This window comes from Neobacillus jeddahensis, from assembly GCF_000612625.1.
Classification (GTDB): domain Bacteria; phylum Bacillota; class Bacilli; order Bacillales; family Cytobacillaceae; genus Neobacillus; species Neobacillus jeddahensis.
Genome location: NZ_CCAS010000031.1, coordinates 1 through 26,808 on the forward strand (window position 1 = coordinate 1; position 26,808 = coordinate 26,808).

25 protein-coding genes are annotated in these 26,808 nt (G+C 37.3%); 3 read left to right on the forward strand and 22 right to left on the reverse strand.

Going from position 1 to position 26,808, the window contains the following annotated elements; translation table 11 throughout:
* The 6 genes from TY15_RS13985 to TY15_RS14010 all read right to left on the reverse strand — a co-directional run.
* The coding region (locus tag TY15_RS13985) for an ATP-binding protein (protein WP_042374887.1) at positions 1–1,049 on the reverse strand (1,049 nt) is incomplete at its 3' end.
* On the reverse strand, positions 1,039–1,749 hold the full coding sequence (locus tag TY15_RS13990) for an ABC-three component system middle component 1 (RefSeq protein WP_040205917.1): 711 nt from the start codon (positions 1,747–1,749) through the stop codon (positions 1,039–1,041). The genes TY15_RS13990 and TY15_RS13985, both read right to left, overlap by 11 nt.
* Positions 1,746–3,140, reverse strand: coding sequence for an ABC-three component system protein (locus TY15_RS13995; RefSeq protein WP_040205916.1), 1,395 nt, complete (start codon positions 3,138–3,140; stop codon positions 1,746–1,748). Before TY15_RS13995 ends, TY15_RS13990 begins: the two co-directional genes overlap by 4 nt.
* Positions 3,141–3,699: 559 nt before the next feature.
* Positions 3,700–4,431 (reverse strand): DUF4230 domain-containing protein, encoded by a 732-nt coding sequence (locus tag TY15_RS14000; protein WP_052353777.1) that lies wholly within the window; start codon positions 4,429–4,431, stop codon positions 3,700–3,702.
* A 546-nt stretch (positions 4,432–4,977) separates the two neighbouring features.
* A complete protein-coding gene (locus tag TY15_RS14005) occupies positions 4,978–5,238 on the reverse strand; it encodes a hypothetical protein (RefSeq protein WP_040205913.1) in 261 nt (86 codons plus the stop codon).
* Positions 5,239–6,157: 919 nt separating this feature from the next.
* Positions 6,158–6,724 (reverse strand): GNAT family N-acetyltransferase, encoded by a 567-nt coding sequence (locus TY15_RS14010; protein WP_040205911.1) that lies wholly within the window; start codon positions 6,722–6,724, stop codon positions 6,158–6,160.
* Between the two features lie 41 nt (positions 6,725–6,765).
* Between TY15_RS14010 and TY15_RS25345 the strand changes: the two genes are divergently transcribed.
* A complete protein-coding gene (locus tag TY15_RS25345; RefSeq protein WP_392391424.1) occupies positions 6,766–7,017 on the forward strand; it encodes a DUF6978 family protein in 252 nt (83 codons plus the stop codon).
* A 260-nt stretch (positions 7,018–7,277) separates the two neighbouring features.
* On the opposite strand, the gene TY15_RS14015 is transcribed toward TY15_RS25345, so the two are convergent.
* The 6 genes from TY15_RS14015 to TY15_RS14045 all read right to left on the reverse strand — a co-directional run bounded on the left by TY15_RS14015 (position 7,278) and on the right by TY15_RS14045 (position 12,236).
* Entirely contained in the window at positions 7,278–7,892 is a 615-nt protein-coding gene (locus tag TY15_RS14015; protein WP_040205910.1) for an AmiS/UreI family transporter, read from the reverse strand.
* Between the two features lie 283 nt (positions 7,893–8,175).
* Complete coding sequence (locus tag TY15_RS14020; RefSeq protein WP_040205909.1) at positions 8,176–8,802, reverse strand: lysozyme inhibitor LprI family protein; 627 nt, start codon at positions 8,800–8,802, stop codon at positions 8,176–8,178.
* A 97-nt stretch (positions 8,803–8,899) separates the two neighbouring features.
* Positions 8,900–10,201 carry a replicative DNA helicase gene (gene dnaB / locus TY15_RS14025; protein ID WP_040205908.1) on the reverse strand — a complete coding sequence of 434 codons (1,302 nt, stop codon included), beginning with the start codon at positions 10,199–10,201 and terminating at the stop codon, positions 8,900–8,902.
* Positions 10,188–10,535, reverse strand: a complete 348-nt coding sequence (locus TY15_RS14030; protein WP_040205907.1) for a replicative helicase loader/inhibitor — start codon at positions 10,533–10,535, stop codon at positions 10,188–10,190. Before TY15_RS14030 ends, dnaB begins: the two co-directional genes overlap by 14 nt.
* Complete coding sequence (locus TY15_RS14035) at positions 10,522–11,265, reverse strand: conserved phage C-terminal domain-containing protein (protein ID WP_040205906.1); 744 nt, start codon at positions 11,263–11,265, stop codon at positions 10,522–10,524. The genes TY15_RS14030 and TY15_RS14035 overlap by 14 nt, the downstream gene beginning before the upstream one ends.
* Positions 11,266–12,035: 770 nt before the next feature.
* Positions 12,036–12,236 (reverse strand): cold-shock protein, encoded by a 201-nt coding sequence (locus tag TY15_RS14045; protein WP_040205902.1) that lies wholly within the window; start codon positions 12,234–12,236, stop codon positions 12,036–12,038.
* Between the two features lie 738 nt (positions 12,237–12,974).
* On the opposite strand from TY15_RS14045, the gene TY15_RS14050 reads away from it, so the two are divergent.
* Positions 12,975–14,219 carry an MFS transporter gene (locus tag TY15_RS14050; protein ID WP_040205900.1) on the forward strand — a complete coding sequence of 415 codons (1,245 nt, stop codon included), beginning with the start codon at positions 12,975–12,977 and terminating at the stop codon, positions 14,217–14,219.
* 297 nt (positions 14,220–14,516) lie between these two features.
* On the forward strand, positions 14,517–15,764 hold the full coding sequence (locus TY15_RS14055; RefSeq protein WP_040205899.1) for a DUF4153 domain-containing protein: 1,248 nt from the start codon (positions 14,517–14,519) through the stop codon (positions 15,762–15,764).
* Positions 15,765–15,984: 220 nt separating this feature from the next.
* Here TY15_RS14055 and TY15_RS25450 read toward each other — a convergent pair whose 3' ends face one another.
* The 10 genes from TY15_RS25450 to TY15_RS14105 form a co-directional block, all read right to left on the reverse strand.
* Positions 15,985–16,227 carry a DUF6198 family protein gene (locus tag TY15_RS25450; protein ID WP_476738871.1) on the reverse strand — a complete coding sequence of 81 codons (243 nt, stop codon included), beginning with the start codon at positions 16,225–16,227 and terminating at the stop codon, positions 15,985–15,987.
* Complete coding sequence (locus TY15_RS14065; RefSeq protein WP_040205896.1) at positions 16,214–16,687, reverse strand: DUF6198 family protein; 474 nt, start codon at positions 16,685–16,687, stop codon at positions 16,214–16,216. Before TY15_RS14065 ends, TY15_RS25450 begins: the two co-directional genes overlap by 14 nt.
* Positions 16,688–16,879: 192 nt before the next feature.
* Positions 16,880–18,121: an adenine deaminase C-terminal domain-containing protein gene (locus TY15_RS14070; protein WP_052353778.1), complete on the reverse strand. Its 1,242-nt coding sequence runs from the start codon at positions 18,119–18,121 to the stop codon at positions 16,880–16,882.
* Between the two features lie 21 nt (positions 18,122–18,142).
* Complete coding sequence (locus tag TY15_RS24665; RefSeq protein ID WP_052353779.1) at positions 18,143–18,607, reverse strand: hypothetical protein; 465 nt, start codon at positions 18,605–18,607, stop codon at positions 18,143–18,145.
* Between the two features lie 176 nt (positions 18,608–18,783).
* Positions 18,784–19,761 (reverse strand): LacI family DNA-binding transcriptional regulator, encoded by a 978-nt coding sequence (locus tag TY15_RS14075; protein WP_179301762.1) that lies wholly within the window; start codon positions 19,759–19,761, stop codon positions 18,784–18,786.
* Positions 19,762–19,978: 217 nt separating this feature from the next.
* Complete coding sequence (locus TY15_RS14080; protein ID WP_040205894.1) at positions 19,979–20,428, reverse strand: MarR family winged helix-turn-helix transcriptional regulator; 450 nt, start codon at positions 20,426–20,428, stop codon at positions 19,979–19,981.
* A gap of 701 nt (positions 20,429–21,129) precedes the next feature.
* Positions 21,130–21,735 (reverse strand): hypothetical protein, encoded by a 606-nt coding sequence (locus tag TY15_RS14090; RefSeq protein WP_040205892.1) that lies wholly within the window; start codon positions 21,733–21,735, stop codon positions 21,130–21,132.
* A 104-nt stretch (positions 21,736–21,839) separates the two neighbouring features.
* The gene (locus tag TY15_RS14095; RefSeq protein WP_040205891.1) at positions 21,840–23,228 is read right to left on the reverse strand and encodes a vWA domain-containing protein; all 1,389 of its coding nucleotides are present in this window, start codon (positions 23,226–23,228) and stop codon (positions 21,840–21,842) included.
* Positions 23,229–24,034: 806 nt separating this feature from the next.
* A complete protein-coding gene (locus tag TY15_RS14100; protein WP_040205890.1) occupies positions 24,035–25,054 on the reverse strand; it encodes a DUF3231 family protein in 1,020 nt (339 codons plus the stop codon).
* A gap of 217 nt (positions 25,055–25,271) precedes the next feature.
* Entirely contained in the window at positions 25,272–26,684 is a 1,413-nt protein-coding gene (locus tag TY15_RS14105; protein ID WP_392391423.1) for an MDR family MFS transporter, read from the reverse strand.
* Positions 26,685–26,808 lie beyond the last annotated feature (124 nt).

Here is a 26,808-nt window from a genome sequence, read left to right on the forward strand (position 1 = left end):
ACAATGCTTCTTTGTATAATTTCTCTATTCTTTAATGTAGATAGCATGAGCTTGAACTTTTCCTGATTCTGATACTGCTTTTCTAGTTTTTCAAGAGATACATAAAAATGACCAAGAATAATAATTGCCTTTAATTTTTTCTCAGCCCTGATTACATTATCCAGCTTTTCATTACTCAATCCGTTTTTAAAAACTTCTTCGTTTAAGACAAGATTTTTTATTATATCAAGTTCTTCAAGGTACTCCTGTTTTAGTTTTTGGTCAAGCGGCCAAATATTTTCCTTATCCCAAGGAACATTTATGATTTTCTCCTGGCTGATGAGAGGCTTGTAAGGAAATTCCGTTATGTCCGTATTACTGTCTTTCCGAAGTTCCACTTCAAGTTTTTCCAAATTCTTTGTAAGGGGGCGTTTATAGTTGATTAGTTTGTTTCTTGTTCTCTCCAGAAACAGTTTTTGATTCGTTTCTTCTTCAATATTAAAAAGTTTCGAAATTACAGCCATTCTGTCTTTGTCGGTCTTTTTAAAAAGATGTGTGCTTTCCTCTTGCTCAATATAGTGGTACAAATTAAACCTGTCACTCATATCCTTCATGCCAAACATATCATTGAGCTGGCTATCGGTTAAAACCTCTTTGTTTTCCTCATCCTCAAAACTAGTTAGCCTGTAAAGCTTATATTGGGAAAAATCCTGTGGCTTCTTCTGACTCACCAGTAAATTGGAAGGGGGCATAAGGACTCTCTGCAAAACCAGTTTGTTTTCTGGGGAAAGTTTATCAGTAAATTCGATAGTAATTGCGGTCGGAAGGGTTTGATCCTTGCTAAACAAATGATCTTGGAACCCCTTGTTCCCCGCAACAATCCTGTTGGATTCTATACGCCTAACGGAACCTGTTATCAACAATTGGATGGCATCATAAATGGTTGTCTTTCCAAAACCGTTCGGACCGTCAAGGACATTCAAATTAACGCCTTCTAGTTCGACTTTTGCTTCGTCAATGGATTTGAAATTTTTCAAAAAAATCCTTGAGATTATATAATTATTCACCATCGTCAACCCCCACTGCCTTCAATATTGCTTCAATAGAAGGGTCACTTCCGTTTTGTTCTCTCAACCCCATCAGCGCATCCCAGGTTCCTCTGTCATTTTCGCCGAAACTCTCAAGGATATCATTCAAAAGCAAATCCATCTCCTTATGCTGGTTTTTGATGCTAAGATACGGAAGTTTGATAAACATTTTTGAAACCAAGTCATACACCAAGGCGTTTTCATTTGTTTCTCGGTTTTTAAAGGTCGAAAATTTCTCTGTATCATAAAGGATTTTATATAAAAATGATGTCACATCTTGGCCTGATTCTTTGAATAGAGATGTGAGCAAGGATTCCTGTTCACCCGTGTATGTAAGAATATATTTCTTGAAAGTATATGGATCTTCTTCAATATCGAAGATTAAGGATTGGATGGCAGGAGGATGATCTAAAGAATCCACTTTTAGCATAATAAGTAAGGAGAGGTTCTTGTCCATCCCAACGATTGCACCGTTTTCCTCAGATACTGCTGAACGGAATCGCTGTATATTTTCAGTTAAAGTGTCTTCTGACATTTGGTCTTGGTTCATAAAAGAAACTGTAAGGAAATCAAACCCGTTTCCATCCAGACGATCCGCCTGGAAAGCTCTCTCATCCTTTAAGCAGTTTTCATCAATACTAAACCCATTCTCAAGTAAAATCCTTTTCATGAATGACTTCATGATTTAAACACCTCCATTGCTGTTTCTACCTTCATAAAATGCATTCTTTTATATTTTGTAATGGTATCCTTTTCCTCAAATCCAGGTATGACATTTTCAAAATCATGTCCTGCATCCACAATCTTACCTTCAAAGGGACCCTCCAGCTCATTTGTAATAACTTTGTTTACATCAAAAAGCAAATACGTCAGTTGATTATCATTTTTTAATGCCTCAAATATTTTCTTCCCTTGATTTGCAGCCTCGTTCTTCCCCCAAGTCTCTGCAATGGTGGTAATAAGGTGATGGATCCCCTCCTTATTCAAGACAAACATCTCTTTTACACCCTCGATTTTAAGTGCGAAATGTCCCGAACTCATTACCAATGGGAAAAGGGTTTTATGGGCCCCTGCCTTTACAATCAGCTCTCTCAAAATAATTGCTTCTAATTTCTTAGTGTTCGCATTGACCGTGGGAGTCAATTTTTTGCATAACAACAAGAAGTCATGATCATTCAGCCTACATATCCACTCCCAATTTTCCTTCCATGCCAAACAGTCCTCGGGTTCTAAATCGAATTTTTCGCAAAATTCAGCAAAGTAAGCAGAAAGGATGTTTTTCAGCATACTCGCAGCGGTCTTTTCTGTAAAAGCAAACACATACTCATTAGTGAGAATGTCCACAAATGTTGAAAAGGAGATGCTATTATCTTTTTCTTTATCTGCATGCCCTTTTGCAACCAACTGGTTGATTTCATGGATGAAATTAAAATAAATAAAGTTAATATTCTCATCCGATTCAACAAATTCGTATTTGCATAATTCATTATTCTTTTCTAAAAACATTCTGATTTGTCTTTTTATTTCATCCTCAATTTCTAGCCTGCCTATGACACTTCTAAATTCATTGCCTTCTGCTTGGTTCAATAATAGCTTTTCAATTGTTTCGTCATATTTCCCCTCTTTAAATAGAAGATTATTATACTCTACCAGTTGCAGCTTATTCTTTTCAGATTTGATCCCTTCAAGTTCAGTTTTAAATGCATCCTCTTCCGGCATTTCAATTTGATGGCACGTGTGTAGATAACATAAGGTAATCGCTGGATATTTAGCACACTTCCCCAATAAATCATGTATTGCTCTTTTAAATTTTCCAAATGTCGCTTTGTCCTGGTAAGCCTTTACTTGATGGATTGTCAAAGGGTATCCCTTATGATTAATGCTGAAATCCTCCAATGATTCTATCTGCAATTCGTAATCTTTTAATTGAATGCTAGATAAATCCATCTGATTCAATTGTTTCATCACCCAATAAATCGAAACTTGACCTTGATAATCAAACCCGCTCCAAGTAGGAACTGCACTGTGGGTATCTAATTTTTCAATTGCTACATTATCTTCAACGATATCCATCTTTCCACTCCACCCAAATATAAAAGAATATTTTAAGATTACTTAAATTGATAATATCAAAAACTCGACATAATATCCCCAGAAAAATTACAATTATTGTTGTTTTTTGGAAATTGTAACAACTTTTTGTCTAATTTAAAAAGCACCATTCCATTTAACGGGGTGTTATATTTTTTCTAAAAACCTTATTTACATATGATATGGCTATCCGTAATGTATTTAAATGAAGTTTTTCTAATCAATTTGCTTTAATAATTTGCTAAACACCTTGTCCATCCTTAAAACCTCCCTTATTCCCTTATAATATTTATATAAGGGAATAAGGGAGGTTTCAATTATCAACATTTACCTTTAACACAGCCTAAACAAAACAAAAAACCTTTCCTAACTATAAAGTTTCGGAAAGGTAATAAGCATCAGCATTCTGTATGCACAATTCAAAACGCAAATATTTTTAGTAGTTCTGCCCATATGTTGGATTCAACAAAAAAGTTCCCCCAAACCATTAGTTTGAGGGAACTTTTTATGAACCACTTATTACACAGGTGCCACTGCACGATTATTTGAAAGTAACAGTTACGGTATAATCTAGATTTTTATAAAAATCTTGCAGGGCAATGCGGGCATTATCTTCAGCAGTTTTTAAAAGACCAGACTCTCTAGCTTTCTTTTTTATCTTTTGTTTAGCAAGATCTTCTTGTTCGAACCCTTCCTTCCCATTTGGTTCACTACGAAACAGGCCTTCATTTGAAAAGATTTGAATGTTCTTTGAGTCGATAGATGGTTCTTGGACAATGGTGGCATGCGGTAAAGTGATATGAATCTCCTTCGTGTCGGTATCCAAAGTGATGTCCTTTTTAGTCAAATTCTTTAAGTCAACACCTGCAGTCACTTCTCCAGAAGCAACCAAGAAAAATGTCCTTTTTGTCCCAGGAAAATAAAATGAGATGTTTTTTCCAAATAATTTACTATCTTCTTTAGATATAATCGTTTCGATATGTGCTTGTACCGTTGCCAATGTAGCTAATTCTTGGACGCTCTCTACCACTGTTGCACTTTTTATTGTTTCTTCTTTTTGAAAAAAATCTCCTGCAAATGAAATGACTAGACCAACAATAACCCCTATTACAATCCCCAAAATCCAAGTTTTAGCCAATCGGAATTTTTGAAAAAGATGAATAGGTCTAGCTGGTTGCACTGCTAAAGTGGAAACTGTTTCCTTTTGCGTTTGTCTCAGCTGATTCATGATATAATCTAGATCACTCTTGGATAGTTTGTCTTCTTCGTTCATACGTTTTCCCCCCATACTCAACCTTCCATTTAGTAAAATGAGATTCTGTACCCACACGAAATAACTTTTTTTCATGAATCTATTATACTTTAATTCGACATTTTTTGTTGAATTTATTTTAATTTCACCAATTATTCACAGGGGGTTCAATAAAATTCCATCCACAAACATAATTTAAAATGATAAATCTTTGATTCTATGGAAATTGATGAAAATGATTTTATAATTGAAATGGAGCCACCATGTAATTACAAATTAAAAACAAAACACCAGTCCTGTTATATGGATTGGTGTTATTCTGTTTCCCCTAAAAACAACAATCTTTACGAAAAGAGTCAAAAAATAAAAAAAGAAATGAGAATTCCCACATTCGGCTCCCACTCCTTATAAAACAACCGATATTAGCGAATAGTGCTTTTCTCTTTTGGCTAATACCGGTTGTTTAAGATCAATGAATATTTCATTTTCTCTACATAGCTTAGATGGCAAATGAATTAAGGTGGTGACCCTAACTTAATTCAGGCAAATGATCATCCATATAAAATTTCATACTCTTCTTCGCGCCCCTATATATGGCTGCTCAATTACCTTTATTGCTTCGTTATTCGTATGCAAGATATATAATTCACGGCTTTGATTTTCCGCATGGAGTTTTTTATATACTTTCCATGCTTCATTGCCATTCTCAAAGTCATCGATTACCGACATTTCTTCAATGACTCTTTCTTTCCCTCTTGTTTCTGATCTTATTGCTTCTACTAAAACACAACGTTCTGGAAAATGCTGACGTACTTCAGACCATTTCATCCCCATGTGTCTCCACTTTATGAATTAAATTCCTTTTATTATATCATTTTTATTATGTTAAAAGTTGGATACTGCCACCAGGAATCTAGCACCTTGTGTCTGGCACTTAACCTAATATTTTTTTACTTTTTCGTTCATTTAAGAGGTGGTAAAAAAATATTTATATGATTTGCGGAAGGTGGTAAGGAAATAGTAACTTGTTGAAGTTTATGGATAAAGAAATGAAAGAGAGGAATTCAAAGAATACTCTAAAATAACGTTTAGCAAAAACAACCTCTTAACTAGAAAGAACCATTTAAGAGATTGTTTAAAACGTTGGGATTGTTTTATCATTCATCTTGAAATTAGTATAGTTACGGAAGTCATTATAAGTTGGCATAATAGTAGTTGTAAAATGATGATTTTATAGAGGAAGATTGCCATTTTACAAGAGAGGAATAAAAGATTCGAAAAAATAATATCATATTTAACTTCATATTTAATTTGACTTTACAAAATCTTTTCTACAAATATGTGAACAGCTTGATCATGCCCTTGCAAAATCTGAAACAACTAAAACTGACAATCAATAATAAATAAAACGGCCGCAATTGCTACCGTTTTATTCACTCAATACTTTATATATTAAACAATTTCATCATGGAATTATCGATGATTTACTCAACTCTCTGCTTTACCATTATTTATGATAAGGTTCTTCGTAACATCTGTAAAATCGGTTTCTTTATATTATGAGGAATTCTAATAAGACAACGAGTCAATGGTTACCAGCTTGGGCCTGAGAGATACAAAGATAGCGATAACTTTTTGATAGCCGTACGATGTTTAAAAAAGTCCTTTTCAGAAGAAGTGAATGGAAGACGGCAATTATGCCAGTAACTATGAGACAGCTGGCAACTTCAAACGATTGAATTCCATTTTATTTCTTCTTTTGACAATATGCAGCTATAAACCCGTTAAAGACACTATGACTTAATCTAAAACCATATTTTTCGTAGAGTTTTCCAACAGACTCATTACCATTCGCCACATATACCCATAAATCATCTACATCTTCATGACTATTAAGCCAATCCATAGTCATGTTGGACAATTGTTTCCCTATACTTAAATGTCTATATTCATCGTCCACATAAAGTATTTTAAAAGTTCCAATGGTCTTCGGTACTTGATAGTTTTCCGGATAAAATCCTATCCCATCCAGTTCCGCTGCCCAACCAGGTTTTCCCTTCACGTTTTCTTCAGTTACATTTCCGAGTGTTGCAAAGGCAAAACCTACTGGTCTTGCTTCATCATATGCGACTACCAGGTGTTTTCTCAAGGTGTTAGCATATTCCGGCTTCAATCTGTTATTGTAGTTCATAATTGCCATGATATCAGGACGTATCGTTGCATGATCTGCTTGAAATCTCATCAACTGATTACATAATCCCTCCAAGAAATCAATGTTATCGGTTGAAATTACTTGGTAATGAATATTTATCATAGTGCCTCCTTATAATAGCTTACTATCGGAATAACTATATTATAGATGTTGCCAGAGGAAGGCAACAGTCCCAAAAAGCCACGTATCAAACTCGACATCATAAATCTACTATTTTATTACGCATGGACATAGAGGGACCATCACATGACAACCCCGATGGTGAGGACGTTCCTTGCCACACATTCATATTTATCGCGAAGGTTTTGATGATTCCCTTTAGAGCAAGAAATAACAACGAATACAGAGGATTAAATCCGAGTGTTAATAGACTTTTTTACTTATTACCATATTAGTAACCGCCATTCGTTACTATATAAATCTTTCTCTTTTGTTTTATCAAGCCAATTTAAAAATCACTTTTTCCTGTCAAATACCCTTCAATGATTTAGAATCCTTTGCTTTCTCGGAAAGCCTTCGCCCGTTTTATCTCTTTTCTGCTGTAACAGAAGCGGGCGATGAAATAAAAAAGGCAAGACCGATTTAAAAAATCTGGACTTGCCTTTTTTCGTTTGGACTGATTGTGTGTCAAAAATAATATAGCCACCCCATTTTATTATTTTTCCAGACTAGGTGACTGCAAGAAAAACCGTACTTTAAATAAGCTAGCTATAAAATATACAATGGAGCCGATTAAAACGTACGTCCATAGTTGATTGATAGCAGGGGTGTTCCAGACGCCTAAAAAATACAGTAACGAAGGGATCGTTAATGTTACCCAAGACTGTATGAAGGCAACTTTGGCAATATAGTGGTCAATATCCTTATGGAGTGAATTGGATAAAAAGAATAAACACCAAAGATAGGCCCACATTCCCCATGTTAAAGCACTGACGGCATCATGGGAATGTAAAATTTCGGTGAGCGTGTAGACCACAGCTATAATAGCCACCCATAAACAAAACCAGCCGAGACCTTTACCATCAAGCCCCTTTAATGCGGTTACTCCTACATATAAATAGGTTAACCCAAATAAAAAGATGGACGCGATCGAATACAGTTCCCAATGATCTTGACTCGAAACAATCATTAAATAAAATGGAATCATTAATTGGATGATTCCTACGAAAATATTAAAGATCCCCACACTTTTTGCTTCTGCCTTTCCTGCTAGCATAAAACTATTAAGAAATAGAACAGCACCTGAAAGAAATAAACCAACGAAACTCATATCATTTGTTGTGAAAAGATCTTTTCACAACTTCCCACCTTTCAAAAGAGGAAAAAGCAGTCTTTCATCCTATTAAAGGAGAAAAATTGCTTTTTCAACAAAATAAATCAATCGCTTTCATTCTCACTAGAACAATAATATTTAAAGTATAAATAATATTAAAATAGATAATTACTATAACAGCCGTAACCTAGTATGTAAACAGTTCGATAAATTGTTATAATTTTTTTTTGATTAGCTAAAGTTTGGATTTTCACAATATAAGTATAGTTTGAAATCTAATTTAATCTGTCATATAGGTGTTAACTAATTCGTAACATCTTTCCTTTGTTGAGTTGTATAAAGAGATATAATTTGCAACGTTTTCAAAAGTTCCCCCGTCATACTTTAGTCTTTCTTCATTAGCCATATCTTCTTTCTTTTTTATCCATTTAATTTGTTCATTTTTTAAATCCTTCATTGCCCCTGGAGATAACTCCTTTTGTAGTAAAGCATAAATCTCATTTAATATTTTGTCATACGTTTCGTAAGAAATTCCATAGTAGTTTTTCATAGCGTTTGTTACACCTTTATCTGAATCCTTCTTTTCCGGCATAGCATCAAGTTCTTTTTGGATGTTGTCTAATCTTTCTATAAACTCGTTCCTTCTTCCCTCTATTTTTGATGTTTTTTCTTCCTGAATCGTTTCATTTATTTTATTTGATGTAGAAACACTATTATCGGATTTCACTGTACTGTCAGTAGATGAATCAGTAGATTCAGTGGAATCGTCCTTACTTTCTGAAATGTTATCAGGTTCCGACTGACTTTTGGTTGATGTAGTATTATCAGATGTATTGCTACAAGCAGACATTCCAACCAATAAAATAACTAAAAGGGTTGTCGTAATAAAACTTTTGCTTTTTTTCATTTCTCCAACTCCAATCTCCTTTTTTATGTTCCATACAAATTATTTTAGCATAACCAAAAATATCCTTTTAAATTTTTGTGTTAATCCCTCCCAGGCTTTACTTTTCCAAATGAACAAACCGCCCATATTGTTTGTTAAACCCAAGCTCAACAGTTCCAGTCGGCCCATTCCGATGCTTTGCAAGTATAATCTCCATTCTGTCTTTCTGTGGAGAATCATTCGTATAGTAATCATCCCGATAAAGAAAGGCGATCAAATCAGCATCCTGTTCAAGTTGACCGCTTTCCCTTAAGTCAGAAAGTATCGGTCGTTTGTCCTGGCGGCTTTCAACTCCACGGCTCAGCTGGGAAAGGGCAATGACGACTACGTTCAGTTCTCTCGCCATCGTTTTTAAGGCTCTACTTATTTCACTAATCTCTGCCTGCCGGTTATGTTTGTATTTTGGATCACCTGCGATCAGCTGCAGATAATCAATCACCACTAGGATTCTTTTTTCACGATCGTACTCACTGCGAATCTTGCGGAGCTTTGACCAGATATAGGGGACATCCATCCCTGCCCGGTCAAACATATGGAGATTGACCTTTGATAACGTTGCGATACTGTCCGTAAAATGCTGCCAATCTTCCTCTTGAAACTCCTTTTTTGGGTTCTTCATTTTGAGACTATCGATGCATCCTGTAAAACCAGCCATGCGTTTTAGCAGCTGTTTTTTTCCCATTTCCAAAGAAAATACGACACTTACATCTTGAAATGCCGCATGCAGGGCCAGATTCAAGGCGAATGCTGTTTTCCCCATACTGGGGCGGGCACCAATGATCACTAAATCGGATTCTTGGAACCCGCCCGTAAGCCGGTCTAAATGGGCAAAACCGGACGGAATGCCGACGATCTCGCCCAGATCTTTTTCACAGTCCGTAAATAAATCCACTAACGACGGTGTAATATCCCCATTATCTTCATCAGCTTCATCCTCTTCGACAGCCATTAATTCGTGGATCCCCTCGTGTAACGTCTTACTGATATCTTCTGCTTGTGCCTGCTCAATTATTTTTCCGGCAATTTGAATGGCCTTTCGTTTCTGGGCATATTCCCTGACCAGTTTCTCATAAAAATGAAAGTTGGCGGTCGTCGGTACACTGTCAGCTAATCGGGTAATATAACTGACCCCGCCCACCATTTTAACGTTCGGAATCCCTAGTTCCTCCACAACCGTGATGATATCAATCGGCTTGCCTTCTTCATCCAAACTGCGGATCGCTGTATATATTAGTTTAAGTTTCCAGGAATACAGCTGTTCCGGACGAAGACTGCACGCTTTCACCAATTCCCCTTCTAAAAAGAACGCCCCTACCACAGCCTCTTCTGCTTCTTGATTAAATGGCTCAAGCCCTTGCATCCTTCGCCCCCCTTTCAATCCCCAAGATGGCTCTCATTTTTGCCAGCTCTCTTTGAACAACGATTTCGCTTGCCGGTTTCAGCATCGAAGTCAATTTCATCGTTTCTTCCGCATTTGGAATCGTCTTTGGATTCGTAGACTTTAAGAGCAAATCAGACACTTTAGGCGGAAAGGCCGCCCCCTCTACAAAGGCCAACAGGTTTCCATGGATCTCGTCAAAAGTGTGACCCTTTAATACTTCATGCCACAGGTTCACTTTTTCCTGGTTCACAACAAACTGATCATAAAAAACAGCAATTCTCTTTAATAATTCAAACGTCTCACGCTTCATCATCTAGATCAAAATCCTCCTCGTTCAAGGATTTCTCGCAGGACTTTTGGTTGAGATACGATTCAAATTTACTGCCAAATAACGTGGCCGGCCTTAAGTATTTGCACATTCTCGGGTCATACATCCATTCTATAGTCTTCAAATCTATGACCTTTTTAAAATCCTCAACTGTAAAGCCTTCTCGTATTCTTGCTCTGATCATTTCCTGCGTTTTATATGTACTGGGTTTGTAGTCTGCTTTTGTTTTTTCATTAAGGTAGTGGATGATCTCGACGACAGGAGTTTCTTTCTCTGAAGTAATCTCTGAAGTACTCTCTGGTATTGCTTGGTTCAGGTTTGTGTCCTCGATTATGCAGGCTGACGTACTAGATAATTCAGTTTGAGCAAACGACGGCTCAGATTCTGTTGGCTCTAATGCTTCTAGCCGTTCATAATCGATCGTATACCACTTGGTCTTATCGATTTTCAGTTGATTAAAATTACCTGACCGTAAGTAGCCTTGGTCCTCAAGTGAGCGAATCGCCCGTTTGATGGTACTCTCCGACCAAAATGGAAGCTGCTTCTGCCAATCCTTATAGGTATTGTAGATCCATTTTCGTCCCTCGATGACATGAGTACTGGATGTAATCCAATAGTGGATTTGCTGTAGCACCACCGCTTCGTTTATGCCGAGCCGCACTGCCAATGAAGGAATAATCATCACTGGCGCCTCATTAATTAATAATTTACTCATCTTCACTCAACCCTTTCTTTACGGCCGAATCTGCATGAACCATCTGGAGCTTCCTGTTCATCAAGTTGATTCATCCATCGGACCTTTGTCATGCACTTTCTATATATAAAGGACGAGCGAAAAAGGACAGGTGCTTTTTACTATTTTTTCGACAAAATAGAAAAGACCTTATCCGATGATGGATAGGGTCCATTTTCACTTAGGTGATCAGTGGGAAACTCCAACTGAGGAATTTGTTCGATTTATGCTAAATCAAATCTACGATGGGGTTAAAACGAAGAATACCATTGAAAAATTTGAACCAATTTTAATTTCGCCCTATCATGGTGAAATTAGAGGAGCACAATTACCTCATGCCGCCATAAATTTTCTGCGGTAACCTATACAAACCACCCAAAGTGAATTGACTGATCTTATTACCTTTGTCAGTTCCCTACTGAGAAGAGAATTATTTATTCCCCTTCTGTATAGACCAGCACTTGATTCTGTACTTCTAACTAAAAATTGAACCACGAGAACCGTCCCCTATGTTACCACTAGGAACGCCACCAAGCGAAACCGCGGTAGCCATTCTGTGTCTACTTTCTTGACATAGTATCAATCTTATTACCCATGATCATTAGGAGATTTCGTGTTAATGTGATACACTCTATTTACCATTTGATTTACTGTTCACATGTTCCCCACTCACGCGCGAGTGGGGTTCCTTGTTTTTTAAGATAAATAAAAAAACAGACTCAAAAGAGAGCCTGTTTTTATCCTAATGGTTATTAAGCTTTTTGAACGTTAGTAGCTTGAGGTCCACGTTGACCTTGCTCTACTTCAAAAGTAACTGCTTGACCTTCGTCTAATGATTTGAAACCTTCACTTTGGATTGCTGAGAAGTGAACGAATACATCGTCTCCAGCTTCGCGTTCGATGAATCCAAAACCTTTTTCTGCGTTAAACCATTTTACTTTACCTTGTTCCATGTGTGTTTCCTCCTGCTGTGTGCTTTTGCACACAATATGTTACTATCCTTGCTACTAGTGATCATTAAGACGAAAAGTTCTACTAATACTATCCTTTACACCGAACAAAAATAATTCTTCCTTAGAATACCATTTTTCGAAAGGGTTTGCAAGTGTACCATTACATCTGCCGAAAATGTTGCGTACAGTAGAAGAAATATAGAAACCGTTCAATATCAGCTTTTGATAATTCCAATTTAATCTACAAAAAAACTCTCATACCGCCGAAGTATTATTTACTTACGTTACATAATTGACTATATTAGGTCGATAAATGCTCAATTATCTATGGTTTAATTAATGGTAATACAGTGCTAGTCCGGATTGCATTTGTATGATCAATTTCATTGACATCCTGAAACCTAAAAGCAATTGTGTGTTTCCGCCATTTTTGTTATGATTACATTAATTATTTATGAAATGGAGGTTTTCCTTTTGACAGCATCAATGAGATTAAGATTCCCTATTTTCATTCGTTAATTAAATACGTTTGAAGGCTCTGCCTATGTTCAGAGCAACGGGATTGGTCTGTCTATTTTTAAGGAAACCTATATTTAACGGTTATTTTAAAAAGAGGGGATAAGTCTTCCCTCTTTTTTGTTGTCTTTAAAAATAATTTGAATAGAGCGGGACGATGTTTATGTATGTAGGTGAAGCATCTTATTTGAAAAAATTTGAGTAGAAATGAGTTGTTAATCAATGAACGCAACAAATAACACTCTCAAGGAGAATTGGTTAAAAAATATCATTCTCTTTTTAAGCAGCCAGACGATTTCTCTTTTTGGATCGTCTTTGGTTCAATATGCCATTATGTGGCATATCACTTTAAAGACTGAATCTGGATTGATGATGACGTTGTACATTATTTGCGGTTTTATTCCAACTTTTATTTTGTCACCAGTTGCTGGGGTTTGGGCAGATCGCTATAACCGAAAAATACTGATTATGTTATCAGACGGACTCATTGCAATGGCTACACTCATTCTTGCCATTCTCTTCTTAATGGGATTTGATTCCATTTGGCTACTTTTTGTAATGGCAGCGATTCGTGCCTTTGGAACAGGAATACAAACGCCGGCAGTGGGCGCCATTTTACCACAGATTGTTCCAAAGGATAAGCTGACGAAGGTAAACGGAGCAAATGGCAGTATTCAAGCTGTTATCATGTTCGTATCTCCAATGGTTAGTGCCGCCCTATTAGGAATGGCTTCAATTGAAATCATATTCTTTATTGATGTCATTACTGCAGCAATTGCGATTGTCACACTGCTTGCCTTTTTAAACATCTCTGTACATGAGAAGGCAGCGAAAAAACAAACAACGAGCTATTTGAGTGACTTTAAACAGGGTTTACAATATGTGAATAATCATGCTTTTTTGAAGAAATTCTTCCTATTCTTTGCCGTCTTCTTTGTACTGATGGCACCTGCAGCATTTCTGACACCGCTCCAGGTTACACGCACCTTTGGCGATGATGTTTGGCGACTAACTGCAATCGAGATTGCCTTTTCCATTGGCATGATGGCAGGTGGTGGTATGATCGCATCTTGGGGAGGATTTCAAAATAAAATAAAAACGATGACGTTTGCAAGCCTAGTTATGGGAGCCTGTACATTGGCACTAGGTATCATTCCAGTTTTTTGGATTTATTTAGTTTTCATGGCTCTATTTGGGGTTGCCATGCCAATATTTAATACACCGACGACCGTTTTATTACAGGAGAAAATAGAAGAAGATTATTTAGGAAGAGTGTTTGGCGTAATGGGGATGATTTCAACCTCGATGATGCCGCTTGGAATGCTTATATTCGGTCCAATCGCCGATATCATCAAAATTGAATGGCTCCTAATAGGAACTGGTGTATTCATCATCATCCTAGCCGTTTTCTTAGGCCGAAACAAAGGACTAGTCGAAGCGGGAGAACCAGCATTGAAAGAATCATAACTTATCCATTCATTTAAGGATGTCCCATTTTAACATGTGTCACATCAAGATAATGGACGAAATGAAAAAAAGCTTCTCTCCCCCATGAGAGAAGCTTATTTTCATTATTAAACTTGTTTCCACTATTTCTGGTATGGTTCACCGTAAAGGAAAAATATTGACTTTCTTTGTAATGAGGAATGCATTTATTTTGTCCAGACTTTCAACTTAACAACAAAAATACCACCGATTTTAATAAAAATTTATTGTTAATCGATAAATAACATGTTAATATCAAATAAACAGGGAGGGAAAACCGTGGACACAAACAATTTGATTACTGAAAATATTGCTAACCCACAGGTGCTGGAGAGAATGTTTAGAAATGACCCCAAAGCTTTTAAAAAATCATTCTTACACGCCTGGGAACAAAATCCTGATTCACAGGTTCTTGCCGTTTGGTATGAAAGATTGCATTTCAAGGAGACGGCGCATGCAGAAAAAGCCTCCTTGCTTCAGAAAGGCTTCATATTCATGGGCATATTAGCCATTTTAGCCGGGATAACCACCAGGATCATTTTCCATTATGTCGAACAGCAAGCAATAGCCCCAATTAATCTTGCTTTTGGGATTCTTCCCTTTATTGCAGCCTATTTCGTATTTAATAATGCTCCCAAAAAGAATGTTCTTTATATCCTTGCATCCTTGTTCCTAATCTCCGGTTTATATCTTAATATGCTGCCATTAAATAATAAAGACAGTATTTTTCTTGCTTATTTACACCTTCCCATCTTCTTATGGGGATTGCTTGGGCTTGCATTTACAGGAAATGAATATGCAAAAGGCAGCACAAGATTAGCCTATCTTAAATTTAATTTAGAATTTTGCATACTCTACGCCAGCATGGCCATTAGTGGAATGCTGTTAGCAGCATTCACCATGCAATTATTTAGCTTTGTCGACTTGGATATAGAAGATTTCTATTTTAGAAATGTCGTGTTATTTGGTGCTGCAGGTCTTGCAATTGTGGCTGCCTACCTAGTATCAAAGAATCTTAAACTTGCTAAGAATATTACACCGTATATAGCTAAAATTTTTAGTCCTCTTGTCTTAGCTACATTATTGGTCTATCTTATAACAGTTATTTGGATTGGAAAAAATCCATTCATGGATCGTAATTTTCTGATAGTATTCAACGGAATACTCCTTGGTGTATTGATCGTTACCATATTTTCCATTACCGAAAGCGGTTCAGATGAGAAAAGGAACATTTCTGATTATATAAATTTTTCCCTAATTGTTCTTGCTCTTATCATTGACAGTGTGGCTTTGTCAGCCATAGTATTCCGGCTTTCTTCTTACGGGATTACACCCAACAGACTTGCTGTTTTAGGCGTAAATATACTTATCTGGGGAAATCTGATTTGGATTATGCTCTCCTATATGCGATTTCTACAAAACAAAACCGGACCTTCAACCATCCAAGATGCGGTTACTAAGTATTTGCCGGTCTACGGACTTTGGGCAGCTTTCGTTGCATTTACTTTTCCATTAATTTTTAATTAGAACGGCTCCCTTAATACAGCGATGTTGTTCTTCCTTATAAAGGCCAAAAATATACAAGTTTTTATTCCTAACTTGTACATTTTTGGCTTTTTATTTATTCTAAAAAGACCTCATTTACTTATGGTACCGTTGACTTTTTTAGATACATTTAACTCCCCAAAAGCACTACAATACAGCTGTTTTTAGGGAGTTGGTTTATTTAGATTAGTTTACAATACAATTATTTCGCAATGGGTTGGGTAATTTCAGGTCCCTTTTTCTCTTTATGTTTGTTGTACAAGTACGAAAATAATTTAATATATTGGCCGACAAGCAATGCGTTTAAGACTGTACCTTCTCGAATAAACATAATTTTACCGGCTAAAATCAATCCGAAAATGATTGCTAAGGCAAGCAGTGTCAAGTCAAAACACGTTTTAACGTTACCCCATTTAAATCCGGTCCGTAGCTTAATAAATAGAATTAACTAAATAATCGATAGGCATTAGAACAACTTCAGATTGAAGCATAAGAAATACACCAAAAGCCAAAAATGCATCCCCGACAACAAGTGTTAAAAGTTTAGCCCAATACACCGGAAGATCTAAGTAGGCAAATGTAAGCGATAAATTGAAATCTAGACAAACTGCGAAAACTGCGGAAACAACCAGCCCTAAAACATGGTATAATTTAAAGCCCTTTCTGTACACTAAAATTGCCAGCCCTAAACAGATACACTCTAAAATAAAATTCGCTCTTCCTTGGGTTAACCAATCAGTATGCACGACGAAAACCCTTTGGAAAGCACTTTGTGGTGAAATTCCGATCCCAGCTGTAATGGCAAAACTAACACCAAGTGACACCATATAAATACCAATAATATAAATAATCCACCGTTTTACTAAACTACCTCTTTCTACCTTTAAAACGCTTTCACTTTGCATAAAAACCCTCCCTTTACCCCTTAAGAAATTTTAATAGTGCTAGTTAATCATTTAATAACTTGGGTGGAACATTTCGCATATTGTGTCTCTTGGTAGAAGGTTATATTCTTATCTAAATACCTGGTGGTGAGATGGATAAATTTCATAATTTTTAGATAACGGCAGACATACTGCTAGCATTTGGCTCCATTTCTATTTCATTAGTCGGAAGCGGTGCAGCGAAATAAATAGACTTAAAAGCTTGTTCACAACCGGTTCACCTTCATTGCGGTTGCCCATTTCTTCCAAAGCTGCATCAATAGCATCGGCGCTGTTGGTTAATTCCTCAACAGTCATATTAGCCATCGCGCCATAGATTTCAAGCGGCATCACACTCTTAATCGTTTTATCATCCGTAACAATACATCCTCCTGAATATTGATCCACTTCTTTTGCGCAGAAGCACATTTCGTCACTTTCCTGTCCGACTACAACAAAATACGGTGATGGCGCTGACCAGAAAGTGGCTACGGCACCATGTTCGACATACACACCTTTAAATAAACCATTCACTACATGCCGTTTTCCATCTGCATAACGTTGGATAACAGACAGACGGCTTAATTTCTCCCCTTCATATTCCGGAACAATCTTGCCATTTACCATTGGCACCCAAATTTCTTGGTGAAACTTGGCATGACCGCGTCCGTATACATCGAATAAATACACTTTTGCCTTTGTCCCATCTTCAGAAACCTCAAAAGGAACAATGTCTAGCTCTGCTGGTGTTAAGTCATTTAAACCTTGTACGCCCTTCGTACACATGGCAGAGTAGTCTATTTCGACTTTCTTTACTAACTTTTTATCTTGTGCGATTAATTCACCATCTTTAAATACATACAGGGGATTTATTTTCGATAAGCTGTCTGTCAAGACAATATCCGCAAAACGCCCCGGTGTCAAGGAACCAATTTGATCTTCCATATGGTAGGATCTAGCTGTATTTAACGTGGCCATTTTAATGGCCTTAATTGGACTAATCCCCATCTCCGTACAAAGCGAGATAATCCAATCCATATGTCCCATCTTAAGTAATCGTTCAATCGAGATATTATCTGTACATAGCATAAAGTTATCTGTTGGAAACTTGCGGTCTACTATGGAACGAAGCAATGTTTTTATCACTACACTGCTGCCTACACCAAATTTAATTTGGGTTGAAAAACCGTAACGAATGCTTTTCTCAATATCGTCACCGTTCCAGACATCATGATTATTGGATGTACCAATGGCAGGCAAATAATTTAAGATCATATCCGGAAGACCCGTTAAGCCCCAATGTCCGTTCATGAATCCCCCTTTTTCTCTTACCCAGGAAGCCTTGTGGAAGTCATCCTCATCCCCCTTGCTATAAGTAAAATGTTCAAATTCACCTAATCCGATTACCGGATCCATATTTAAGACTTCCTTCGTTACCTATGCAGCTACTTTCTTCCCTGGAGCAAATGCATATAATCTGTATGGCAATTTTTCATAATCACGGAACAAGCCTTGAGCCGCTCTTACCCCATCCTCACCGGCTGCACTTAGAAGGTCTAAGGTCTCAGCAAAGATAGTCGTTGTTCCATTCGGGACCATTGCCTCGCCGAGCGCTACTGGATGAGCCAGCTGAGATTCAAAATGCAAATGAGCATCAATTAATCCTGGAATAGCATAAAGCCCTTGTCCATCAAATACATCCTTCACCTTGGCTATGGATTCATCCGGATTCAAAGCTACAATCCGTTTATCATAGATTAGTAAAGATCCTTGAAAGACCGTTTCCCCATGTACATCCAAAATGTTTACATTTTTAATAAGGAGATCAGCCTCTTTTCTGCCGTTTAAAATCTCGTAAATATCCCGAACCTTTTCAAGATGATATGTCGCTGTTTGTTTCATGATTAGTTCTCCCTTTCATTATAAATTTATATTTTTATAAGAAGAGCATAGCTCTTACCTTATCGAAAATAACGAATCAGTTAATCGTTTAACTAAGTGGGTAAAATCTATGTTAACGAATTAGTTAATCGTTTAACTAATAGATAAAAAAACTTTGTAACCTACATTTCTCATGATCAGGAAGATTTCCGTTCAACAATAAACGGTTCTAATACGGTTACCGGTTCAAACTCTTCTTTTCGAATTTCACTCAGAATAATTTCTGCACTTCTTATGCCTAATTCCAGGTTCTGCAAGTCCACACAAGTAAGCTCAGGTGTCGAAATTTGTGATAATAGAGAATTCCCCAAACTCAAAACGGCCATATCCTCCGCTATCCGAATGTCCGCTTGCACTAATGCTTTAGTCAAATAAACTGCACTTAATTCATTTAAGACAAATACACCATTAATATGATTTTGAAGAAGGATAGGAACACAATCTTTTGATAAGTTCATATCGTCTTCGATTTCTATCATCAAAGGCTTTTGCTCGCAATCGCTTGCTTGATGAAAGCCATTCAAAAATAATTCAAGCACCTCGTACGGCAGTTTTTTGTGAACTAAAGCAATTCTATTTTTACCTTTTGAAAGCAGATGCTCTGCCCCGATTTTCCCTGCCTTGGTTAAGTCCGGGTAGACGATTGGAAAGTCAGAGTACGAAATACATCGGTTTGCATAGACAACCGGTATCCCCCATTCGATAAAACTATAAATACTTTCTTTAAACGATAGATCAGAAAATAACCCAATAATGATAATTCCCGCTATCATGTTTTCGCGCATAAGTTGAACAACATCTGCTTCACTTAAATGGAGATTGTCAACTTCATAAATAAATAGATTATAATTATGTTTTATTAAAGTTTGGCTAATTCCGGAAGTGATCTCAGAATAATTAAGACTATTAATCTTTGGCAGGATTACCGCAACATTAGTCGTTTCCTTCCGCTTTAATGCTTTTGCAACCACATTTGGAACATATCCTAATTCCTTAATGGCGGTCTGGATCCTTTCCTCTGTTGATTTTTTTACAACAATATTTTTGTTTAAATATCTGGAAACAGTACAAGCGCTTACATTAGCATGTTCTGCAATATCTTTCAAAGTTGCCATTTCCATTCTCCTTGCCATAGGTTAAACGTATTAGTAAATCGTTTAACCTGATATAAACATAAAATATCATGTTGTAAACTGAATTGAAAGAAAATTATGTATAATTTTTAAATAAAGATACGAGGGGCACCTACCCCATAAAGTCCACAATTTAATGAGGCAGGAGAAAGCTCAACTAAGTTGAGTATTCTCCTGCCTTTTTACTTTTACAAAAAAACTAGGTACTCTTTAACTTTTCTGTCTCCTTCGTAAAAATATCAATACTTATTTTTAAAAAATGGAGAATGGTTTTTAATTCACTTTCATTGTAACTGGAAAATAATTTGCCCATTTCTACCCCAAACGATTGGAAGATTGGAACCATTTCTGTTTTGGTTTTCTCTATATTTCTTTTTATGATTACTTTCCGTCGATCATTGGGATGCTTATCTCTATATACAAAGTTTTTCTTTTCCAGTCGATCCACCACCGTTGTAACCATTCCCGTTGATAATCCTGATTTACTAGCAATTTCTCCTGCGGTAACCCCCTCATTTGTAATAATCCCTAACACTTTATAATCTGTAACATTTAAGCCTAACTTCTCTGCTATTTGTTGGTGAAACATAATTAAAGCAAAACTAAACTCTTGCCCCATTAGGTTATTTTCAAAATTTCCACTTTCCATTGACAGATAGTCCCCCTCCCATTATCATTATATTATCTCTATTTTAGAGATACTTTATTTTGGAGATACTCGTTTATTGGGTAATTTTTTTTAGTATACCAAAAAAGGAGGAAGCAATCATGCTCATATTGGACAGTTTTCAAACTTTACTTTCATCTTTCCAATTCTACTTCTCAAGTTTTATGTTTATTGGCCTGGGAATACTAACAACGGTTGGAAGAGTTTCACAAGTACTTTTAAAAGAAAAATTTAGTAAACGAGCTTATCTTCTTACGGAGTTTTGCGTAGAAGGTTTAAGACTTATTCAATACGTTCTCTTTATACTCATCGGTAGAAATATTATTTTTACTATCAATAATCTCTGGCAGACTATTATCCAAGGCTTTCAAGAAATAACTTACCCTCAAATTGTTTGGGACCTTGTGGGATTTTTAATTATTTTCGGTCTTTATAACATTCTCATATTTGTAGTATTTAGTAAGAGGAATACTAGTAACATCATGGAAAAATTCTCTATTAAACGGTATCTCGTTAAATCTGTTCAACTAGCATTCATACTTGGTTTTAAAAATTTATTTCTTATCCCAACAAGCATAATTTACCTGTTAATTATTTTTAAAGTCATCTAATACTTTTACAGTTAACTACATGCTATTCGGTTGCCTTTATAGAATCACTTCGATTATGTAAAGACTTTACACTTATTTCCCTGCTTCCTCATGATATTCCTTCACACTAACACCAAAATGACTGTTCGGGAGATAGGCTATTTCTAGCGGTTTTCCGGACAAATTTGCTGCGTAATAGTTTCTTGAAATATTCAGGTTATAGACGTCGATGGTGAGATCACTAAATTCCAACTCCATTATAAATTGGGTTCCGGTGTCAGGGTCATCATACTCCACCCCAATGGGAATCGCGACCAACTTTTCAAACTGCTTGTTTTCAAAAGCCGCTTTATCTTTATAGAGAAGGGTCGAGGTTTCCATAAAGGAATAGCCGGTTACGATCAACACACCTGCGGCGAGTAAACAAACAATCTTTGCCAACCAGTTCCTTGTCCCAACGATCATCCCGATAAACGTAAGACCAAAGCAGAGACTCAGGCTGGCAGAACTGTAAGCACCCAACATTTCCGACAGAATGAAATGTTCTTCGACTAACTTGGACATGCCCCACAAAATGAACGTGACAATCAGAAAAAGAAGGCCGATGATTATGAATAGGCCAGCAATGGCCTCCCTCCTATTCTCAAATATCCGGAAGCCCCGTTTTACCTTCTTTTTCTTCTTTAGCTTTATGGTCATTGGCTGCTCCCTCCTTCTAAACATAGTCAGAAAGCCAATTCAAACCGAACGGCTGCCCAGCTGGCCAAAAAAACTAGCCGGGCCTTTCCTACGGTCCTTTACTCCTATTGCCATTGCTGACGCCATTCTTCGACCTTCGCATTAATTTCCTCATAGACTTGCTTTCTTTCCGACTCTTTGTCCTCCTTAATGGCTTTGAAGTGTTCATTTCGTAAATCATGCATCGACTCCGCTAACTCCAGGACTTGCTTCTCCACCTCATCGGATATCAATTTCTCATCATACAAGAAATACGCAGCATGTTGAATACGATTCAATTCTGCATCGGAGGCAGTATATAAGGGATTATAGATTTTATTCATTCGATCCATCGCCCCAATCCATTGCTGCATGGTCACACCTTGCGTCCAAGCAAGCTGTCCCAATGTAGGCTGCCATTTTTTCGTGATTTGAACTTCGAGCTCAGCGGGATTCTCTACCGTGACATACTCTCCCGCGCCGGAATCGGCCACTTGTTTTAGCTGCTGCTGACCTTCGTTATCTACGTTAAATCCAATAATATTAACCTTTGCTTTGATATTTTGACTTTGAAGCTGCCCCGCCGCAGCAACGGGATCTCCATCACATGTTTCCACTCCGTCACTCACTATGTAAACTAGATTCGAGTAGTCGTCTGAAGGATAGGCTTGCAGAATTTCTCCCGCTTTATTAATCGCCCCAGCTAATGGAGTCCAGCCACTCGCCTGGAAAGAGTTCAACGAGTTTGTGAAGTTTTCAGCTTGATAGGCTGATAGTGGATACACCGCTTCCACGGACGAACAGGATGTGATCTTATCGGAATCGGCTGATGTGCCCACATGTCCATATGTGATCAAGGCAAGATTGGCATCACCGGGAATTTGCCCCACGAACTTGGCAATCGCCGCTTTCGCTAACTCCATTTTCGTTTGGCCGGTGATTTTCCCTTTCATACTGCCGCTTGCATCCATTAACACCAACACATTCATTTTCTTTTGTTTTGTGGTTACCTCATCCGCACCATTTGGCAATTCCGGCATCACGAAACCATGTTCATATGTAACTAATTGCTCATAATAGTTTTGATAATTTCCTGAACCAAGCTGATACACAAGGTAATCATATACCTGCTCACCGCTTAGGTTTTTATGTTTGGTCAAATAAGTTTTGAACTCCTTCTCGGCAATCGGATTGAACGTTTGCTCTAGAAAATCCCGGTATTGCTGACTGTCCCAGCCCCCCAGCGTTTCCAACTGCTGGTCCATATGTTTTTCGACCAAGGCGCCAGCTTTTTGGTCAACCATTTCTTCCACTGTCCTTGCTGCAAGTGGAATCTTTTCCTCCACCGTTTCTTTGGCTGCCGTTGTTTTGGCAGACTTTGGATTCTCTGTTTGCGTTTGCTCCATCGTACACGCTGCCAGTACTACAAACGACAGAATGCACACTAGGATTGCGCCTCTTTTGAAAAAACTCATCCCTTCCCCTCCTTTTAGAAAAAATACCATTATTTTCTATACGTTCTAAAGAATGATTGGTTTCTGAGACTTTTGTCACAATTTATACCGAGATATTAGGGTGCGTTTTCCTATCAGGAAAGCCCTCTTGATACACAAAAGAGTTAGGAAAATTTCATCCTAACTCTTTCTATTAATCCTTATTCATGACACTTTATTAGTTTATTATTGGCTTTTCATTTATATATGTCTTTCAATAACCAAAACCTCATTTACTTATGATAAGGCAACCATATTGCGAACCATCAAGATTACCGTCTGGTCGTCCATTCACATGCTTGCTCCCTAATATTAAGGGCGTTTCCCTACTAACCGTGATGAACACTCCTCACTTCATTTATCGATGGATTTTTGGCAATCTGATAACCAAAGTCCTATTCTGGAGCACTTTCCGCAAAATGGGAATCCGCAAGAATCTACATTGGTATAATTATACTGGTATGGCAGATCGCAGCTTGGAGGAACGGGTAAAACAACTCCATAGGACAGAGCAAAGGTTCGCTCAGCTATAACCACACAATCCAAGGGGACGGTTCTTGTGGTCACACAAATCTTCTCTGATGCACTTATTGGTTGTGTGATATCATGATGGACCCAATACTATTCTGATCTAACAAAGGATATAAACTTATCAAACATTGGGGAGAAGCATTTCCCAAAGGCCTTACAAAGAACCAAAAAAGACAAATTGATTATAGTCGTTGCTAATGACATTTTTTTAGTTGAAATGTAAAAGCAGTGCTTTTATGACACTGCCTTTTGTAAATTTAATTTTGCTTTTTTTGTTGTGCTAATTTTACTTTATCCAAAGTACCAGGCGGTTGTTCAAGCCATTCATTTTGAATCATCAAATAAGCAATATCTTTAGCGTACTGTGCAATCTCAAGGGAAAGTCTCTCATAATTTAAAATTAAATCACTTCGTTGACTTGCAGCGGCGGCTGTTGCATAGTTGCCCGTTCCTGAAGCAGTCAATAACCCTTGATGAAATATGATCAATTTATCAGAAAACACCTCTGCTGTGGAGTTGGTTATCGAAACATCAGAAGATACAGGTGATTGTGTATTATTATCAAGTAATGTAGTAGAGAAAATTTTCACGTGTTTTTCAGAAATGTCCTTTCCTTGTAGCATTAGTTTAATAACTTCTTTCCTCGGTGATGATTGTGCAAAAGCTATGGATAATTTAGCCCCGATTAAATTGGTTTGAATATTCATATTTAAGTGAGAAAGTTCAACAGCATTTAGTGGTCGTTTATTTGAAAATGGATTTAAACCGCTTAAATATTTTTTGCTGTCCACATAATCCTTTTGTTGAGGATAATCAATATAAGGTGAACGGATATATAGTCCTTTTTCAAGAAGAACCCCTGAACTTTCATCATATAAATCAGAAGTCATATGTAGAGCATTCTTAAAAAGTTTTCTAATGTCCTTTCTTGCACTCATTGATAAAAAACCACTATAACCTAACATCCCAGCTTTAGACATATGGTTTACATAAGTTATCATAAATGAATCTGTAAATAATCGAGGGGCATTTAGGTTCACATCACTATCTGAAAAACCATTCGGAATAGGGATATTCTCTTGTTGATAAACTTCGGTAATTTGGGCAAGATATTCGTCTGAAATGCTATGGCCTTTTTCAATAATTGACCTTACTTCAGAATCTTCAACTGTTCTTAGAAAATAGTTTAGAAATTGAATAGACATACTATTATTCATATAAGCTGTCCAAAGAGAAGCTATTTCTGACGAAGTAAGTTGAATCATCTTTTCATCCATTATATTTGAATTCCTTCCAATATTAGAATCATGTTCGTGTTATTATTTGTAAAAAAAGAAATTGTATTCAACTTAAAGTAGTAGAATTGCTATGACAACTAACCGTTTTCGAGTTATGTTTTGTAAAATAATCCTAAAATCGGTGCCTGACCCCCAGCGTATTAAAGCTTTAACGCAATGGGGGTCAGGCACCGATTTTGATATGTGGCCTGGGAGATTAATTATTTGTCGCTTTCCTTTTATTCGTTAAAAATAAAGCGGGAATAAACATAATCCCAATCACAATAACGGAAATGAGAAAGCCGACTTGATATCCATGAAGAATAGTAGGAATCGTTGGTTTCAATCCTGATACAACAGTGGCCACTACTGTTGCTAAAACAGCAGAACCAAAGCTCGAGCCGACATTTTGAATAATTCGACTGGCGATACTGGCTTGGGGAATTTGCCCTTTTTGAAGCCCCGTATAGGCATCCGTCATTAAAGGCATTGTAATCCCACCTACACCAATTCCGCGAATAAATAACACGACCGCAATTAAAACAAAACTAGTTTTTTCATCAATAAAGATAAAGGGAATCGAACCTGCTAGTGAAATAACAAGACTCACCATTACGACGGACCTTGCCCCGAGCTTATCAATCAGTTTCCCAATCGTCGGCCTTGCCACAAGCATCCCTACACCTTGAGGAATCATCGCAAGTGCAGCTTGAATAAGGGTAAACCCCTTTATATTTTGGAAGAATAAAGGAAGTAACAACATCGGTCCATTTGTTGCTAGCCCCACCAAGAACATCCCGATAATGGCTCCTGAAAAACTTTTACTTTTAAAAAGATTAAGCGGCATGACGGTTTTGTTCTGTTTCTTCCCATTATAAATAACATAGAGGATGGCCGTCATCAGCCCAAGCCCCACATACCAATAGGTTTGGTGATTATGAAAACTAGCAAAATGGGCAGCACGTGTAATGCCAAAAATCAAGGAAGAACTCATCATCGCCAGAAGAATGGTGCCGATCCAATCCATTTTACTCTCTGAATTAAATGGCTCAAAATCGTCAAGACGCTTGGATACTAAATAAAGGGCAATTAAACCGACTGGAATGTTGATAAAGAAAATCCACCGCCACGTCGTCCATTGGATGAGAAATCCACCAATCACTGGACCCAAAAGAGGTCCAAGAATTATCGGCGTTCCAACCACGGCCATCAATCGACCAAGCTTATCGGGACCAGCGACTTTCATCAATAAAGTCGTCATTAATGGAATAATAATCCCCGCACTCACCCCTTGTAAGACGCGAAAGGCTATTAAACTCTCAATATTCCAGCTTAATCCTGCCAGTACACTGGAAAGAATAAAGCCTAACTCTGCATAGAGTAACACTTTCTTACCGTTAAACTTATCCATAAGCCATCCTGATACTGGCACTGCCACCGCAAGTGCTAACACATACCCCGTTATCACCCATTGAATAATCTCGAGTGATGTATGAAAATCGTGGCCAAATTGGTTAACCCCAATATTAACCATCGTCGTGTCCAGCATTGGAGCGATGGCGGCCATTGCAATGGCCCAAGCGGCGCGGGTCACTTCTTTTGGAAGCTTATCCTGTTTTTCCTTTTTCATCATTTTACCTCTTCTCTTTTTAGATACATGTTGTATCTTAAATATCTCAAGTAGTAATATACAACAAAGTTTGCTAAAATACAATAAAGTACATGAAGTATCTTAAAAATATTTTGAGGTGGTA

Bases quoted from the DNA above. Each gene is read 5' to 3' on its own strand.
- TY15_RS14010 (WP_040205911.1), bottom strand. From the start codon at position 6,724: ATGATAAATATTCATTACCAAGTAATTTCAACCGATAACATTGATTTC.
- TY15_RS14045 (WP_040205902.1), bottom strand. From the start codon at position 12,236: ATGGAACAAGGTAAAGTAAAATGGTTTAACGCAGAAAAAGGTTTTGGA.
- TY15_RS14015 (WP_040205910.1), bottom strand. From the start codon at position 7,892: ATGAGTTTCGTTGGTTTATTTCTTTCAGGTGCTGTTCTATTTCTTAAT.
- TY15_RS14005 (WP_040205913.1), bottom strand. From the start codon at position 5,238: ATGAAATGGTCTGAAGTACGTCAGCATTTTCCAGAACGTTGTGTTTTA.
- TY15_RS14065 (WP_040205896.1), bottom strand. From the start codon at position 16,687: ATGCAAAGTGAAAGCGTTTTAAAGGTAGAAAGAGGTAGTTTAGTAAAA.
- TY15_RS14105 (WP_392391423.1), bottom strand. From the start codon at position 26,684: ATGAAAAAGGAAAAACAGGATAAGCTTCCAAAAGAAGTGACCCGCGCC.
- TY15_RS14100 (WP_040205890.1), bottom strand. From the start codon at position 25,054: ATGGATGAAAAGATGATTCAACTTACTTCGTCAGAAATAGCTTCTCTT.
- TY15_RS24665 (WP_052353779.1), bottom strand. From the start codon at position 18,607: ATGAAACAAACAGCGACATATCATCTTGAAAAGGTTCGGGATATTTAC.
- dnaB (WP_040205908.1), bottom strand. From the start codon at position 10,201: ATGCAAGGGCTTGAGCCATTTAATCAAGAAGCAGAAGAGGCTGTGGTA.
- TY15_RS14090 (WP_040205892.1), bottom strand. From the start codon at position 21,735: ATGACCATAAAGCTAAAGAAGAAAAAGAAGGTAAAACGGGGCTTCCGG.
- TY15_RS14035 (WP_040205906.1), bottom strand. From the start codon at position 11,265: ATGAGTAAATTATTAATTAATGAGGCGCCAGTGATGATTATTCCTTCA.
- TY15_RS13995 (WP_040205916.1), bottom strand. From the start codon at position 3,140: ATGGATATCGTTGAAGATAATGTAGCAATTGAAAAATTAGATACCCAC.
- TY15_RS14075 (WP_179301762.1), bottom strand. From the start codon at position 19,761: ATGGCAACTTTGAAAGATATTGCAGAACATGCTAATGTAAGCGCTTGT.
- TY15_RS13990 (WP_040205917.1), bottom strand. From the start codon at position 1,749: ATGAAGTCATTCATGAAAAGGATTTTACTTGAGAATGGGTTTAGTATT.
- TY15_RS14080 (WP_040205894.1), bottom strand. From the start codon at position 20,428: ATGGAAAGTGGAAATTTTGAAAATAACCTAATGGGGCAAGAGTTTAGT.
- TY15_RS14095 (WP_040205891.1), bottom strand. From the start codon at position 23,228: ATGAGTTTTTTCAAAAGAGGCGCAATCCTAGTGTGCATTCTGTCGTTT.
- TY15_RS14070 (WP_052353778.1), bottom strand. From the start codon at position 18,121: ATGGATCCGGTAATCGGATTAGGTGAATTTGAACATTTTACTTATAGC.
- TY15_RS14030 (WP_040205907.1), bottom strand. From the start codon at position 10,535: ATGATGAAGCGTGAGACGTTTGAATTATTAAAGAGAATTGCTGTTTTT.
- TY15_RS14020 (WP_040205909.1), bottom strand. From the start codon at position 8,802: ATGAAAAAAAGCAAAAGTTTTATTACGACAACCCTTTTAGTTATTTTA.
- TY15_RS14050 (WP_040205900.1), top strand. From the start codon at position 12,975: ATGAACGCAACAAATAACACTCTCAAGGAGAATTGGTTAAAAAATATC.
- TY15_RS14000 (WP_052353777.1), bottom strand. From the start codon at position 4,431: ATGAACGAAGAAGACAAACTATCCAAGAGTGATCTAGATTATATCATG.